Source organism: Micromonospora sp. LA-10 (assembly GCF_051853095.1).
Taxonomy (GTDB): domain Bacteria; phylum Actinomycetota; class Actinomycetes; order Mycobacteriales; family Micromonosporaceae; genus Micromonospora; species Micromonospora echinospora_A.
On the sequence record NZ_CP195710.1, the window covers coordinates 1885777 to 1900186 of the forward strand.

12 protein-coding genes are annotated in these 14410 nt (G+C 71.0%); 8 read left to right on the top strand and 4 right to left on the bottom strand.

Annotated elements, in window-relative coordinates; all coding sequences use genetic code 11:
* Nucleotides 1-34: 34 nt before the first annotated feature.
* Together ACSDG8_RS08770 and ACSDG8_RS08775 are read left to right on the top strand one after the other, a co-directional pair.
* Entirely contained in the window at nucleotides 35-349 is a 315-nt protein-coding gene (locus ACSDG8_RS08770; protein ID WP_439427788.1) for a hypothetical protein, read from the top strand.
* Between the two features lie 264 nt (nucleotides 350-613).
* Nucleotides 614-1186 (top strand): hypothetical protein, encoded by a 573-nt coding sequence (locus ACSDG8_RS08775; protein WP_439427789.1) that lies wholly within the window; start codon nucleotides 614-616, stop codon nucleotides 1184-1186.
* A gap of 18 nt (nucleotides 1187-1204) precedes the next feature.
* Here the strand turns inward: ACSDG8_RS08775 and ACSDG8_RS08780 are convergent, their stop codons facing one another.
* The gene (locus tag ACSDG8_RS08780) at nucleotides 1205-1981 is read right to left on the bottom strand and encodes a DeoR/GlpR family DNA-binding transcription regulator (protein WP_210898253.1); all 777 of its coding nucleotides are present in this window, start codon (nucleotides 1979-1981) and stop codon (nucleotides 1205-1207) included.
* A gap of 34 nt (nucleotides 1982-2015) precedes the next feature.
* Nucleotides 2016-4025: a beta-galactosidase gene (locus ACSDG8_RS08785; RefSeq protein ID WP_439427790.1), complete on the bottom strand. Its 2010-nt coding sequence runs from the start codon at nucleotides 4023-4025 to the stop codon at nucleotides 2016-2018.
* Nucleotides 4026-4304: 279 nt separating this feature from the next.
* Between ACSDG8_RS08785 and ACSDG8_RS08790 the strand changes: the two genes are divergently transcribed.
* Genes ACSDG8_RS08790 through ACSDG8_RS08805 form a run of 4 tightly spaced genes read left to right on the top strand, consistent with a single transcriptional unit; the run spans nucleotide 4305 to nucleotide 9703 of the window.
* The gene (locus tag ACSDG8_RS08790; RefSeq protein ID WP_210942983.1) at nucleotides 4305-5636 is read left to right on the top strand and encodes an ABC transporter substrate-binding protein; all 1332 of its coding nucleotides are present in this window, start codon (nucleotides 4305-4307) and stop codon (nucleotides 5634-5636) included.
* A gap of 22 nt (nucleotides 5637-5658) precedes the next feature.
* The gene (locus tag ACSDG8_RS08795) at nucleotides 5659-6615 is read left to right on the top strand and encodes a carbohydrate ABC transporter permease (RefSeq protein WP_210898258.1); all 957 of its coding nucleotides are present in this window, start codon (nucleotides 5659-5661) and stop codon (nucleotides 6613-6615) included.
* The gene (locus ACSDG8_RS08800; protein ID WP_210898262.1) at nucleotides 6612-7496 is read left to right on the top strand and encodes a carbohydrate ABC transporter permease; all 885 of its coding nucleotides are present in this window, start codon (nucleotides 6612-6614) and stop codon (nucleotides 7494-7496) included. Before ACSDG8_RS08795 ends, ACSDG8_RS08800 begins: the two co-directional genes overlap by 4 nt.
* Nucleotides 7493-9703, top strand: a complete 2211-nt coding sequence (locus ACSDG8_RS08805; RefSeq protein WP_210942984.1) for an alpha-galactosidase — start codon at nucleotides 7493-7495, stop codon at nucleotides 9701-9703. The genes ACSDG8_RS08800 and ACSDG8_RS08805 overlap by 4 nt, the downstream gene beginning before the upstream one ends.
* Here the strand turns inward: ACSDG8_RS08805 and ACSDG8_RS08810 are convergent.
* Both ACSDG8_RS08810 and ACSDG8_RS08815 read right to left on the bottom strand, forming a co-directional pair.
* Nucleotides 9700-10545 carry an SDR family oxidoreductase gene (locus ACSDG8_RS08810; RefSeq protein ID WP_307856231.1) on the bottom strand — a complete coding sequence of 282 codons (846 nt, stop codon included), beginning with the start codon at nucleotides 10543-10545 and terminating at the stop codon, nucleotides 9700-9702. The genes ACSDG8_RS08805 and ACSDG8_RS08810 overlap by 4 nt on opposite strands.
* A 285-nt stretch (nucleotides 10546-10830) precedes the next feature.
* Nucleotides 10831-12219, bottom strand: a complete 1389-nt coding sequence (locus ACSDG8_RS08815; RefSeq protein ID WP_210898265.1) for a cellulase family glycosylhydrolase — start codon at nucleotides 12217-12219, stop codon at nucleotides 10831-10833.
* 308 nt (nucleotides 12220-12527) lie between these two features.
* Between ACSDG8_RS08815 and ACSDG8_RS08820 the strand changes: the two genes are divergently transcribed.
* Together ACSDG8_RS08820 and ACSDG8_RS08825 are read left to right on the top strand one after the other, a co-directional pair.
* Nucleotides 12528-13490 carry a TIGR03557 family F420-dependent LLM class oxidoreductase gene (locus ACSDG8_RS08820; RefSeq protein WP_210898268.1) on the top strand — a complete coding sequence of 321 codons (963 nt, stop codon included), beginning with the start codon at nucleotides 12528-12530 and terminating at the stop codon, nucleotides 13488-13490.
* On the top strand, nucleotides 13487-14323 hold the full coding sequence (locus tag ACSDG8_RS08825) for an alpha/beta fold hydrolase (RefSeq protein WP_210898270.1): 837 nt from the start codon (nucleotides 13487-13489) through the stop codon (nucleotides 14321-14323). The genes ACSDG8_RS08820 and ACSDG8_RS08825 overlap by 4 nt, the downstream gene beginning before the upstream one ends.
* Nucleotides 14324-14410 lie beyond the last annotated feature (87 nt).

Genomic DNA, 14410 nt, shown 5'->3' on the forward strand with positions numbered 1-14410 from the left:
GGTAAGGCAGGATACGCCGGCGCCGTTTCGGCAGTTGCCCGAGTTCGTCCCCCTCCGAGGTCCGCGAGCTGTCGGGGATGGGGAGGAGCCGGGCATCACGCGAGGAATCGAAATCGACCCGTCCCCGCAATTCGGTGAAGGCGGCCTGGAATCCGGTCTGTTCGAGGTACAGCTGACAGTTGCGTCGGGCAAGCCTCCGCAAGCCGGCCGCGGCATCACCGGAGGACTCGTGCGCCAGCGCGCCGGGATGGGGCGGTACCACCGAGAACTGTGCGCCCGCATTGGTTGCGGCCCGCAGGAAGATGAGGAGATGGCCCAGGCTCACGAAATCGGCAAAACCGACTTCTGAGAGATCTACGACAATGCGCTGACCTGCGAACTTGCCCGGTGAGAGAGTGGCCTCGGCGAGAAAATCGGCGTGCACGTTCAGCGCGTTCGCCCAGGATCGGGCATTGAGGCGCGTGCCAAAGTTGAGGAGAATCATGCCTCATCTCCGCTCGATCGCCCGCGTGGAGACTTTCCGCCACACTACCGGGATGAATCGAAGCGGTGACCAGTTGGTGAACGGTGCGTAGTGACCGTACGGCGGTCACTACGGGCGAGAGGACAAAGCGTGACCGATTCTGACGTCCAGGGAGCGTTGGCCGAGTACCAGTCGCTTCGCGCGGAGATTGATTCGCGGGCGAAGTTCCAACAACAGATCCTGGCCCTTCAGTTGACGCTGACGAGCGCAATCGTCGCTTTCGCCCTGTCGAGCCCGGGCCTGCTTCCGGTGCTGCTGATCGTGCCGCTGAGCTCATACCTGCTCTGCGGGAGATATGTGGGGCAGCGGACGGCGATGCGCTGGACGACGAGGTACATCAATGAGGAACTCGCGCCACGGGTTCCCGGCGGACTCGGCTGGGCAGCCTGGTCACAGGCGAATCGTCGGCCGGCCCGGGTCCTGGACTGGTTCATTCCGCTGCTGATCTGCTTTCCGGGCGCCGGCGTACTGGCCCTGGGGTGGACGCTGTGGCCGACGTTCACCCACCGGCATGCGGGAGTCGCCGTCGGCCTTGGCACGGTCTGGGTGGTGGGACTCCTCGCCACCGGCCTCTCGATCTATCTGCTCGCCGGGGTGCTCCGTAGCCGGCCGACCTCGAACGAGTCCGCTATTGATCATTCCGCCGACGCTCAGTCGGTTTAGTGACACTCGGACCGGCCGTCAGTCCGCCCGGACCACCACCAGCTCGCCCACCTGCTCACCGAGTTGCCGGCGGGCCTCCGGCAGCAGGCCGGAGTCGGTGATGAGCACGTCGGCCTCCTCCAGCGGGGCGATGGTGGCGATGCCGATCGTCTCCCACTTGGTGTGGTCGGCCAGCACCACCAGGCGCCGGGCGGCGCCGATGAGCCGCCGGTTCACCGCCGCCTCCAGCAGGTTCGGCGTGGTGAACCCGGTACGCGGGCTCATCCCGTGCACGCCGAGGAAGAGCAGGTCGACGTTGAGCGCGGCGATCGCCGCCTCGGCGACCGGGCCGGTCAGCGCGTCCGACGGGGTACGGATACCGCCGGTCAGCACGACTGTCTGGTCGGTGCGGGGGTTCTGGTAGAGCGCGTCGGCGACCGGGATCGAGTTGGTGACCACCGTGAGGCCGCGTACCTCGGCCAGCCGGGCGGCCAGCGCGGCGGTGGTGGTGCCGGCGGACAGCGCGACCGCCATCCCCGGCTCGACCAGGCCGGCGGCCCGCTCCACGATGGCCCGTTTCTCGGCCTGCTGCCGGACCGACTTGGCGGCGAAGCCGGGCTCCTCGGTGGAGCCGGGCCCGGCCAGCGTCGCGCCGCCGTGCACCTTGTCGATCAGGCCGCGGTCGGCGAGCACCTCCAGGTCGCGGCGGATCGTCATGTCGGACACCCCGAAGCGGCTGACCAGGTGACTGACCCGGACGCCGCCGCGCTGGCGGATCAACTCCAGGATGGCGCTCTGCCGTTGCTGGGCGAGCATGGGGACCTCCTCGGCGCGCACGGCGGGGTTCCGGTCAGGCGGTCGCGGGCGCCGGCGCGGGCTCCTCGCGGACCACCGCCACCTCCCCCGCCGGCACCTCCAGCTCGCCGTCGCAGCGGGCGCCGCCGAGCAGCTCGACGCCGGTGGCCGGTAGCCGGGCCGGCTCGGTGGTGTGGTTGATGACGAACAGCCAGCTCCGGTCCGCCGAGCGGCGGCGGACCACCTCCACCCCGGCCGGCGCGCCCACCGGCGGCCGGACGCCGGTCTCGGCGAGCAGCCGGGCCACCAGGCGGTCGGTGGCGTCGTCGTCGAGCCGGGTGCCGACGTACCAGGCGGCGCCCGCGCCGACGGCGTTGCGGGTCACCGCCGGCACGCCGGGCAGCGGCCCGTCGGCGTACGCGGCGAGCACCTCGGCGCCCTCGGCGTGCAGCCACTCGGTCCACACGTCGGCGCGGGCGCCGTCGTCGAGGCGTACCGTCTCGCCGGCCCGCAGCGGGAAGAACTCCTCGACGCGTACGCCGAGCAGGTCGCGGTACGCGCCGGGGTAGCCGCCGAGCCGGATGTGGTCGTGCTCGTCGACGATGCCGCTGAAGTAGGTGACCAGGGCTGTGCCGCCGGCCTCCACGAACCGGCGCAGCGCGTCGGCGTCGGCGTCGCGGGTGAGGTAGAGCGTGGGCACCACGACGAGCCGGTAGCGGGACAGGTCGGCCGAGGGGTGCACCACGTCGGCGGTGACCCCGGCCCGCCAGAGCGCGCCGTGCAGCGCGGACAACCGGTCGGTGTAGGTGACGTCGACGCTCGGGTGGGAGTCCAGCTCGACGCCCCACCACGCCTCGTAGTCGAACAGGATCGCCACGTCGGCGTCGACGCGGCTGCCGCGTACCTCCGCCAGCGCGCGCAGGTCGGCGCCGAGCCGGCAGACCTCGCGGAACACCTTGGTGTCCGCGCCGGCGTGCGGGACCAGCGCGGAGTGGAACTTCTCCGCGCCGGCCCGGGAGGCCCGCCACTGGAAGAACAGCACCCCGTCGGCGCCGCGCGCGACGTGGGCGAGGCTGTTGCGGCGCATCTGGCCCGGCGTCTTCGCCACGTTGCGGGGCTGCCAGTTGACCGCGCTGGTGGAGTGCTCCATCAGCAGCCACGGCGCGCCGCCCGCGACGCCCCGGGTGTGGTCGGCGGACAGCGCGAGGTTGACCTGCGGCTGCGGGTCGGCGGCGGTGAGGTAGTGGTCGTTGGCGACCACGTCCACGTCGGACGCCCAGGAGTGGTAGTCCAGGTACTTGATGCCGGTGCCGATCATGAAGTTCGTGGTGACCGGCTGCGGGACGAGCCGGTTCAGCAGTTCCCGCTCGGCGCGCAGTTGGGCGCGCTGCTCGTCGGAGGAGAACCGCAGGAAGTCCAGCTGCTGCGTCGGATTGGCGAACGTCGGCGCGGTACGCGGCGGGTTGATCTCGGCCCAGTCGTGGTAGCGCTGGCTCCAGAACGCGGTGCCCCAGGCGGCGTTGAGCGAGTCCAGGTCGCCGTAGCGCTCGCGCAGCCAGCCGCGGAACGCCTCGGCGCTGACGTCGCAGTAGCAGTGCACGTTGTGGCAGCCGAGTTCGTTGGAGACGTGCCAGAGCACGACGGCGGGGTGCCGCGCGTACCGCCGGGCGACCGCCTCGACCAGGGCGAGCGAGTGGTCGCGGAACACCGGCGAGCTGGGGCAGTACGCCTGCCGGCCGCCGGGCCAGAGCACAGTGCCGTCGGCGCGGCGGGGCAGTGTCTCCGGGTGCCGGTGCGCCAGCCACGGTGGCGGGCTGGCGGTGGCGGTGGCCAGGTCGACGCTGATGCCGCCGTCGTGCAGCAGGTCGATCGCCCGGTCCAGCCAGTCGAAGACGTACCGGCCGGGGGTGGGCTCCAGCAGCGCCCAGGAGAAGATGCCGACCGAGACCAGGTTGACCCCGGCTCGTCGCATGAGTTCGACGTCCTCGGCCCACGTCTGCTCGGGCCACTGCTCCGGGTTGTAGTCGGCGCCGTACCAGATGCCCTCGCCGTGCCAGTTCCGCATGACAGCAGAGGTTGCCCCCGAACAGGACCCAAGTCAACACTTTCCAACATCGACTGAAGTTCCAACGTTTACCGGCCCTTTGCCCTGCCTTACCGGCAACGTCGCCGCCTTTTTGCCCTCTTGACAGCGCCGCGCCAAGGGGTAGCTTCAAGCGCCACCGGCTGTTTTTGTTCGGACGTGTGGATTCTCGGTGGATCTGCCGCGGCCGACACGAACACCGCTCACCGCCAACGATCACGGTCCATGAGCGCAGCGCACCTCTTCCACGCAGGAGGCACCATGTCCCGTCCCCGCTCACAAGCCGAATACCTCGCCCGGCTCGTACCCCCGTCCGTCGCCGGCCTGAACCGGCGCTCGCTGCTCGCCGGCGCGGCCGGCGCGGGAGCGCTGCTCGGCACCGGGCTGCTTGCCGGCTGCGGCGACTCCGACTCCGGATCGGGCGGTGACGCCAAGAGCGTCTCGCTCGGCTCCAACCAGTCCGACCCGAAGCCCAAGGACGTCGTCGCGAAGGTGATGGACGGCTTCAAGACGTCCTCCGGGGTGACCGTCAACATCAACACGGTCGACCACAACACCTTCCAGGAGAACATCAACAACTACCTGCAGGGCAAGCCGGACGACGTGTTCACCTGGTTCGCCGGGTACCGGATGCGCTTCTTCGCCTCGAAGGGCCTGGCCGGCGACCTCAGCGACGTGTGGGGCAAGCTCGACGGCTACTCCGACGCGTTCAAAAAAGCGTCCACGGGCGACGACGGCAAGCAGTACTTCGTGCCCGCGTCGTACTACCCGTGGGCGGTCTTCTACCGCAAGTCCGTGTGGCAGCAGCGCGGCTACGAGGTGCCGAAGACGCTGGACGACCTGAACACGCTCGGCGCGCAGATGAAGAAGGACGGCTTGAACCCGATCGCCTTCGCCGACAAGGACGGCTGGCCGGCGATGGGCACGTTCGACATCCTCAACCTGCGGATCAACGGCTACCAGTTCCACATCGACCTGATGGCCGGCAAGGAGGCGTGGACCTCCGACAAGGTGAAGAAGGTCTTCGACACCTGGGCCGGGCTGCTCCCCCTGCACCAGCCGGACTCGCTCGGCCGCACCTGGCAGGAGGCCGCCCAGTCGCTGCAGCAGAAGAAGAGCGGCATGTACCTGCTCGGCCTGTTCGTCGGCCAGCAGTTCAGCGGCGCCGACCTGGAGGACCTGGACTTCTTCACGTTCCCCGAGGTCGACTCCACGATCGGCGCGAAGGCTCTGGACGCCCCGATCGACGGCTACATGATGGCCCGCAAGCCGAAGTCCAAGGACGCGGCGGAGAAGCTGCTGACGTACCTGGGCTCCAAGGAGGCCGCGGACATCACGGTCAAGAACGACCCGAGCACGCTGGTCGCCAACAGCGGCGCGAACACCGGCGCCTACACCGCGCTGCAGAAGAAGGCCGCCGAACTGGTCGGCTCCGCCACCGAGATCGCCCAGTTCCTCGACCGCGACACCCGGCCGGACTTCGCCTCCACCGTGATGATCCCGGCGTTGCAGCAGTTCATCAAGGACCCGAAGGACATCAGCGGGCTGCTCACCAGCATCGAGAACCAGAAGAAGTCGATCTTCACCAGCTGACGGCGGAAGGGGGAAGGACATCATGTCCGACCTGCCCCTGATCCAAGCGGATCGCGCCGTGCCGCCGCCGGCCGCGACCACCACGAACGGTGGTCGCGGTCGCCGGCTACGGCTCCTGTCCCGCACCGACCGCGTGGTCATCACGCTCATGGTGCTGGTACCCCTGCTGCTCGTCGCCGGCCTGGTCTGGCTGCCCGCGGTGGCGACGGTGCTGCTCTCCGGCACGAACTGGGACGGCATCGGCCCGATCTCCGAGATCGAGTGGGTCGGCGCCAAGAACTACGACGACGTGGTGAACATCTACCCGCCGTTCGTCCCCGCGGTGCAGAACAACCTGCTCTGGCTGGCCGCGCTGTTCGTGGTGGCCACCCCGTTCGGCATGTTCCTCGCCGTGCTGCTCGACAAGGAGATTCGCGGCAGCCGCTTCTACCAGACCGCGCTCTACCTGCCGGTGGTGCTGTCGCTGGCGCTCATCGGCTTCGTCTGGCAGCTCATCTACAGCCGCGACCAGGGGCTGCTCAACGGCGTGTTCGGCGGCGAGACCGACTGGTACGGGGACCCGAACGTCAACATCTGGGCCGTACTGGTGGCGGCCGGCTGGCGGCACGTCGGCTACATCATGCTGCTCTACCTGGCCGGCCTCAAGGGCGTCGACCCGTCGCTGCGGGAGGCCGCCGCGGTGGACGGCTCCTCGGAGACCAGCACGTTCTTCCGGGTCGTCTTCCCGGTGATGCGCCCGATCAACATCATCGTGCTGGTGGTGACGGTGATCGAGTCGCTGCGCGCGTTCGACCTGGTCTGGGTCATCAACAAGGGCCGCAACGGGCTGGAACTGATCTCCGCGCTGGTCACCCAGAACGTGGTCGGCGAGGCCAGCCGGATCGGCTTCGGCTCCGCGCTGGCGACGATCATGCTGGCCGTCTCGCTCGTCTTCATCACCATCTACCTCTGGACCGTGATGCGGGAGGGCAAGCGATGACCGCCGCAGTCTCCACCGGCCGCCGCCGCCCCGTGCGGCCCGCCCGGGTCGTCCTGCACCTCTTCCTGGGTACGGTCGCAGTGGGCTGGCTGTTCCCGATCCTGTGGGCGGTGCTCACCTCGTTCCGCTCCTACGAGTACACCGCAGCCAACGGCTACGTGTCGCTCGGCGGCTGGACTGTCGACAACTACGTCACCGCGTGGCGTACCGCCGAGTTCGGCAAGCACTTCCTCAACTCGGCCTACATCACCGTCCCGGCGGTGCTGCTCACGCTCTTCCTCGCCTCGTGCGTGGCGTTCGTGATCGCCCGGTTCAGCTGGAAGTTCAACATCGCCCTGCTCGGCCTGTTCACCGCCGCGAACCTGCTGCCGCAGCAGGCGCTGCTCATCCCGCTGTTCCGGATGTTCACCGAGATCCCGCTGCCGGCCTGGATGAGCGACTCGGAGCTGCTCTACGACAGCTACTGGGGACTGATCCTGGTCAACGTCGCGTTCCAGTGCGGCTTCTGCGTGTTCGTGCTCAGCAACTACATGAAGGCGCTGCCGCACGAGCTGTACGAGGCCGCGATGGTCGACGGGGCGAACGTGTGGCGGCAGTACTGGCAGGTGACGATGCCGCTGTGCCGCCCGGCGCTCGCCGCGCTCGCGACGCTGGAGGTCACCTGGATCTACAACGAGTTCTTCTGGGCCACAGTGCTCATGCGTACCGGCGACAAGTTCCCGGTCACCAGCTCGCTGAACAACCTGCGCGGCGAGTTCTTCACCGACAACAACCTGGTCTCGGCCGGTTCGGTGCTGGTCGCGATCCCCACCCTGGTGATCTTCTTCCTGCTCCAGAAGCAGTTCGTCCGGGGCCTGACGCTGGGAGCCTCCAAGGGATGACGATCGTCCACCTGCGCCGCGCGCGGACCAGCCTGGTGCTCGACGCACGCGGCCCGGGGCTGCCCCGGGTCGTGCACTGGGGCGCCGACCTCGGCCCGCTGCCCGACGGGGACCTGCCCGCGCTCGTCGACGCCACGGTGCCGCCGGTGGTGCCGAGCAGCTTCGACGCGCCCACTGTGCTGTCGCTGCTGCCCGAGGCCAGTGCCGGGTGGAGCGGGCGGCCCGGCCTCGCCGGTCACCGCGACGGCCGAGACTGGTCCACGGCGTTCCGCCTCACCGACCTCGACGTGCACGACGCCCTCGCCGCCGCGGCGCCCGACCTGTTAGGAGGGGACCCTTTACCTGCACCAGGCGTTAACAAGGGGCCCTTCCTTACCCCAGGGCGGGTGGTGGTGCGGGCGGCGGACGCGGACGCCGGGCTGAGCCTGACCGTCGAGCTGACGCTGGACGCCGCGGGCGTGCTCACGCTGCGGCACCGGCTGCGCAACGACGGCGACGGCCGCTACGAGCTGCGCGAGCTGACGCCGGTGCTGCCGGTGCCCGCTGTCGCCACCGAACTGCTCGACCTGACCGGACGGTGGTGCCGGGAACGCGCGCCGCAGCGGCACCCGTGGCCGATGGGCGCCTGGGTCCGCGAGGGGCGGCACGGCCGCACCGGGCACGACGCCACGTTGCTGCTGGTCGCCGGCACCGCCGGGTTCGGGTTCCGGCACGGCGAGGTGTGGGCGGTGCACACCGCGTGGAGCGGCGACCACGTCACCGCAGCCGAGCGCCGCCCCACCGGTGAGTCCACGCTGGGCGGCGGTGAGCTGCTGGCGCCCGGCGAGGTCGTGCTCGGGCCGGGCGAGGAGTACGCCACTCCCCTGCTCTACGCGGCGCACTCCGCCGACGGGCTGGACGGGCTCAGCGACGCGCTGCACACGCACCTGCGGGCCCGCCCGTCGCACCCGCGCACGCCGCGGCCGGTGACGCTGAACGTGTGGGAGGCGGTCTACTTCGACCACGACCTGGACCGGCTGCGGGCGCTCGCCGACGCGGCCGCCGAGGTCGGTGTGGAACGCTTCGTGCTCGACGACGGCTGGTTCCGGGGCCGGCGGCACGACCAGGCCGGGCTCGGTGACTGGTGGGTCGACGGCGAGGTCTGGCCGGACGGGTTGCAGCCGCTGATCGACCACGTAACCGGGCACGGCATGCAGTTCGGGCTCTGGGTGGAGCCGGAGATGGTCAACCCCGACTCCGACCTGTTCCGCGCCCAGCCGGACTGGGTGCTCCAGGCGCCGGGCCGGCTGCCGCCGCCGTGGCGGCACCAGCAGGTGCTCGACCTGGCCAACCCGGACGCGTACGCGTACCTGCTCGGCCGGCTCGACGCGGTGCTGAGCGAGCACGACGGGATCGCGTACCTGAAGTGGGACCACAACCGCGACCTCACCGAGGCCGGGCACGCCGGACGCCCGGGTGTGCACGCGCAGACCCTCGCCGTCTACCGGCTGCTGGACGAGCTGCGCGCCCGGCACCCGTGCGTCGAGATCGAGAGCTGCTCCTCCGGCGGCGCCCGGGTCGACCTGGAGATCCTGCGCCGCACCGACCGGGTCTGGGCCAGCGACTGCAACGACGCGCTGGAACGGCTGTCCATCCAGCGCTGGACCGGCCTGCTGCTGCCGCCGGAGCTGATCGGCACGCACATCGGGCCGGAACGCTCGCACACCACGCGCCGCGTGCACGACCTGGGCTTCCGGGCGGTCACCGCGCTGTTCGGCCACCACGGCATCGAGTGGGACATCACCGCGATCGACGCCACCGAGCGGGCCGAACTCACCGCCTGGGTGGCGTTGCACAAGCGGCTGCGCCCGCTGCTGCACGGCGGCCGGGTGGTCCGGGTCGACCACCCGGACCCGGCCGTGCAGGCCCACGGCGTGGTCGCCCACGACAGCTCCCACGCGGTGTACGCGATCAGCCGCGTTGCCACGTCCGCGGCGCAGGTGCCGGGCGCGGTGCGGCTGCCCGGGCTGGACCCGGCCCGGCGCTACCGGGTCCGACCGCCCGCCGGCGCGCCGGAGCCGGCGATGCTGGAGCTGTCCCCACCGGGCTGGCTGGCCTGGCCGGGCGACGGCGTCACGGTGAGCGGTTCGGTGCTGGGTTCGGTGGGCCTGCAACTGCCGGCTCTGCACCCCGAACAGGCCCTCCTGCTGGAGGTCGTCGCGGCCTAGCGGAACAGGTGGGCGTGCTCGGCCGCCCAGTCGTCGAAGCTGCGCGGCGGGCGGCCGATGAGATCCGCGACGCTGGGGCGCTGGGCGTAGGTCCACGCGGTCAGCTCGTCGAGCCGCAGGTGGTACTCGCGCAGGGCGTACAGGGTCACGTCGATGCCGCTGTCGGTCCAGCCGTGCCGTCGCCAGATCGTCCGGCTGTCCTCGGGGGACACCTCGACGCCGGTGATCTCGCACCCGACGGCCCGGGCGATGCTCGCCACGCGGGACCGGGTGCTGATCGGCGGCCCGACCGCCTCCAGCACGGCGCCCACGTGATCGTCGGTCCGCATCGCGACGGCGGCCACGGCGGCGAGGTCGTCCTCGTGGATGAACGGGTACTGGCCGCTTTCGAGGAGCGCCTCCCGTACGGTGCGCTCGCCGCGGATCGTCTCCGGCCAGTCCGACCCGGTGGCGGGGTAGGTGCCCTCGATCGCCGCGCCCATCACCGCGGACGGGCGGATGTGCGTCCAGCGCAGGCCCGATCGCTCGACCGTCTGCTCGATGGCCAGCCAGAACCAGGTCTCGGGTGGGTAGTCCGGCTCGTACTCGGTGCCGTGCGAGGACAGCACCACCACCTTGGTGGTCCCGGCGTCGCGGGCCAGCCGCACGACGTCCGGCGTCGTGTCGGCCACGGCTCCGGCGAGGAAGACCGTCCCGACGCCGGCGAAGACCGCGGCATGGTCCAGGGGCCGGGTGATCGAGCCTTCGACAAGGTCCGCGTCGTCGGGCCAGCCGTCGGTCTGACCGGGTTCCGCCAGTACCCGTACCCGGTCACCGGCGTCGAGGAGGCGGCGGCCAGGCACCGTCCGACGATGCCGGTGGGACTGTTGCCGGCGTCCTTGCGGGGAGCGACGGCGGTGATCAGATGCAGCGGCGCGCGGTCGGCGTGCGCGTCGGGAATGGATCCGTGCATGGCAAGACCCTCCTGGGCTACAGGTGGGGATCTTGCGCCGGTTGCGGATCCGGTGGGCCAAAACTAGCCCTCGGCGGAAGGCCGCTCAAACATCGATCCGCCGCCGCTGCGGCGAACAGGGCCGCGCCGAGCGCGTGGGCGGTGGCCGGGCCCGCGCGGGCCCGGCCACCGCTGGTCAGCTCGCGGTGCAGGTCACCGTGGGGGTGGAGTTCGTGCCCTGCCAGCTGCCGATGAAGCCGAAGCTGGTGCTGGCGCCGGCGCCGAGGCGGCCGTTGTAGTCGACGTTGCGGGCGGTGTACGCCGACCCGCTGTTGCTGACGCTCGCGTTCCACGCCTGGGTGACGGACTGGCCGTTGGCGTACGTCCAGCGCACCGTCCAGCCGTTGATCGCGGCGGTTCCGGCGGTCACCTTGACGTCGATCTGGAAGCCGCCCTGCCACGAGTTCGAGACGGTGTAGGTGGCGGTGCAGCCGCCGGACGGCGGGGGCGTGGTGGGCGGCGGCGGGGTCGGGCTCACGGTCGGGCTGGTCGTCGGGCTGACGGTGGGGCTGACCGTGGGGCTGGCGGTCGGGGTGCTGCCGGCGTACACCGACGCCTCACGGGAGGTGGCGGCGATGCCGTTCGCGCCGTTGAAGATGCGCTGCCCCCAGCTGGTGAGCTGGGCCGGGTTGAACGAGGTGGTCATGTCCAGGTACTCCACGCCGCCGCCGTTGCCGCTCCACGACCAGCCGAGGTAGCCGATGCCGTTGGCCTGGGCGTACGCCATGATGGCGTCCTCGTCCGGGTTGCCGTCGGAGTGGTTGAAGCCGAACTCGCCGACCACGATGGGCAGCCCGGAGGTCCGGAACCGGCCCAGGTAGTCGCTGATCTCGGCGGCGGTGTCGAACACGCCGTACATGTGGATGGAGAAGACGGTGTTGCGCTGCGGGTCGGCGGCGAACACGGTGCCGGCGTTGTCGCGCATGGTGAACGACCAGTCCTGGCCCCAGTTCGGCGCGTCCACCATGATCGTGTGGGTCAGGCCGGCGGCGCGCAGCCGCTTGATCGCGTTCGACGTGTCGGTGGTCCAGGCGCTGTAGCCCTGGTTGCCGAACGGCTCGTTGCCGATGTTGACGATGACGTACTTCTCCTGGCCCTTGAGCACGTCGGCGATGCTCAGCCAGTAGTCGGTGGCCTTGGCCAGCGTGGCGGCGGCGCCCTCCTCGCCGTACCCGGTGGTGTCGTGCACCTCCAGCACGCAGATCAGGCGGTTGGCCTTGCACAGCGAGATCACGTTGGCCACGTCGGCGGCGCTGTTCTTCGTCCAGCGGTCGCCGCTGGCCAGCACCACGCGGACGGTGTTCGCGCCGAGCGCCTTGATGTTGGCGAACGAGCTGGTCTGCTGCGGATACCAGGTGTGCGCGTGGTTGACCCCGCGCATGACGAACTCGGAGCCGTTGGCGTCGTAGAGCCGCCCGTTGGAGACGGAGAACCCGGTGGCGGCTTGGGCCGGCTGCGCGAGGGCGAAGACGGCGGCGAGGGCCGTCAGCAGGGCGGCGCCCGCGACGGAGAGCAGTTTCTTCATGGCTGTCCTCAGGGGAAGATCTCCCCCGTGCCCGAGCGGGGGGGTGCGGTGACGGTGACGAGGTGGTGGCGACTGAGCCCGGTAGTCGCCGCCCGGTTCCCGAACGGACGCAGGCATCAGCGTAGGGCGATGGATCGCGGAAGGCAACCGGTTAAGCGAAACAGTCCTGGAGGTGGTGGCACGTGACTGACCGCGTTCACTGAACCGGTTAAGGGGATCGGCTGCGGCAGCCCGGAGAAGCGGACAGCAGGGTTGACCCGCGCCGGGCGGGGTATCCGGGGACGATCCGCCCGGGAAGGAGATGTGCCATGGTCAACGTCGGCTACACCCTGATGTGCGAGCAGGCCGGCCCGAAGGAACTGGTCGACCACGCCGTACGCGCCGAGGCCGCCGGCTTCGACCACCTGGTCATGTCCGACCACTACTACCCCTGGCTGGACTCCCAGGGCCACTCCCCGTACGCCTGGTCGGTGCTCGGCGCGGTCGCCCACGCCACCAGCCGGGCCGAGCTGATGTCGTTCGTGACCTGCCCGATCCGGCGCTACCACCCGGCGGTGGTGGCGCAGAAGGCCAGCACCATCGGGGTGCTCTCGGACGGGCGGTTCACGCTGGGCCTGGGCGCCGGGGAGAACCTCAACGAGCACGTGGTGGGCGGATGGCCGCACGTGCAGCAGCGGCACGAGATGTTCGAGGAGGCGCTGCAGATCATCCGGCCGCTGCTCAACGGCGAGACGCTGACGTTCTCCGGCAACCACTTCGACGTGCCGGACGCGTACGTCTGGGACCGCCCGGACCGGCCGGTGCCGATGGCGGTGGCCGCGTCCGGCCGGCAGTCCGCCACGCTGGCCGCCGAGTACGCCGACGCGATGATCGCCACCGACCCGCTGTCGCACCTGATCGACATGTACGAGGAGGCCGGTGGCGCGGGCCGCCCCCGCTACGGGCAGGTGGCCATCTGCTACGGCCCGGACGAGGACGAGTGCCGCAAGATCGTGCACGACCAGTTCCGCTGGTTCGGCCTCGGCTGGAAGGTCAACGCCGACCTGCCCGGCCCGGACTCGTTCGCCGCCGCCACCCAGTTCGTCCGCGAGGAGGACGTGGCCGAGGGCGTCTCCTGCGGCCCCGACACCGAGCGGCACGTCGAGGCGTTCAAGAAGTTCGTCGACGCGGGCTTCACCCACGTCGCGCTGATCCAGGTCGGCGGCGACAACCAGCCGATGTTCCTCGACTGGGCCCAGGAGGAGCTGCTGCCGCGGCTGCGGGAGCTGTGACAGTCCCGTCCTCCCCGCCGGGGCGCTTCAGCCGGGCCGAGCTGCGGCTGGCGTTCGCCGCGCCCCGGCCCGCCGCCGGGCTGATCAGCGAGTTCCGGCCGGTCGGCGGACTGCCGGCGCACACCCGCCGGGCCGCCGGCCCGGACGCCGACGCGCCGCCGGTGGTGCTGGTGCACGGCCTGGCCGTGTCGCACCGCTACCTCACCCCGCTGGCGGTCGCGCTGGCGTCACGCCATCCGGTGTACGTGCCGGACCTGCCCGGCTTCGGGCTGACCGGGCGCCCCGGCGCCGCGTACGACGTGGAGGGGCACGCGGCGTTCCTGGCCGACTGGCTCGACGCGTACCGGTTGGGTCCGGTCTGTCTGCTCGGCCACTCCTTCGGCGCGGAGGTGGCCGCGGCGCTCGCCGCCCGCCACCCCGGCCTGGTCCGGGCCCTGGTGCTGGCCGGTCCGACCTGCGACCCGGCCGCCCGGTCCCGGCGCGGCCTGGTCGGCCGCTGGCTGGTGGACACGCTGCGGGAGTCGCCGTGGCAGGCGCCGATCCTGCTGCGCGACGTGGCCGACGCCCGGCCGTGGCGGGTGTTCGCGACGCTGTCCCACTCGGTCCGCAACGCGGTCGAGGAGGACCTGGTCCGGATCACCGCGCCGACGCTGGTGCTGACCGGCGCCCGCGACCCGGTCGCCCCGGCCACCTGGCGCGACCAGGTCGCCCGGCTGGTGCCGGGCGCCCGCTCGGCCGTGGTGCCGGGCGCGGCGCACAACGTGGTCACCACCGCGCCCGCCCAGGTCGCCGCCGCCGTCCACGACCTGCTCACCATCACCACGAGGAGTTGACGCCATGCGTATCGGGAACACCGAGATCCGGCCCGCCGGGGGCGGGCTCGGCTGCCTGCTGATGATCCTCTTCTCGATCGTCGCCTC

Excerpts from the sequence above, each read along its gene's own strand:
- ACSDG8_RS08780 (WP_210898253.1), bottom strand. The coding sequence starts at position 1,981 with ATGCTCGCCCAGCAACGGCAGAGCGCCATCCTGGAGTTGATCCGCCAG.
- ACSDG8_RS08790 (WP_210942983.1), top strand. The coding sequence starts at position 4,305 with ATGTCCCGTCCCCGCTCACAAGCCGAATACCTCGCCCGGCTCGTACCC.
- ACSDG8_RS08795 (WP_210898258.1), top strand. The coding sequence starts at position 5,659 with ATGTCCGACCTGCCCCTGATCCAAGCGGATCGCGCCGTGCCGCCGCCG.
- ACSDG8_RS08785 (WP_439427790.1), bottom strand. The coding sequence starts at position 4,025 with ATGCGGAACTGGCACGGCGAGGGCATCTGGTACGGCGCCGACTACAAC.
- ACSDG8_RS08815 (WP_210898265.1), bottom strand. The coding sequence starts at position 12,219 with ATGAAGAAACTGCTCTCCGTCGCGGGCGCCGCCCTGCTGACGGCCCTC.
- ACSDG8_RS08800 (WP_210898262.1), top strand. The coding sequence starts at position 6,612 with ATGACCGCCGCAGTCTCCACCGGCCGCCGCCGCCCCGTGCGGCCCGCC.
- ACSDG8_RS08820 (WP_210898268.1), top strand. The coding sequence starts at position 12,528 with ATGGTCAACGTCGGCTACACCCTGATGTGCGAGCAGGCCGGCCCGAAG.
- ACSDG8_RS08805 (WP_210942984.1), top strand. The coding sequence starts at position 7,493 with ATGACGATCGTCCACCTGCGCCGCGCGCGGACCAGCCTGGTGCTCGAC.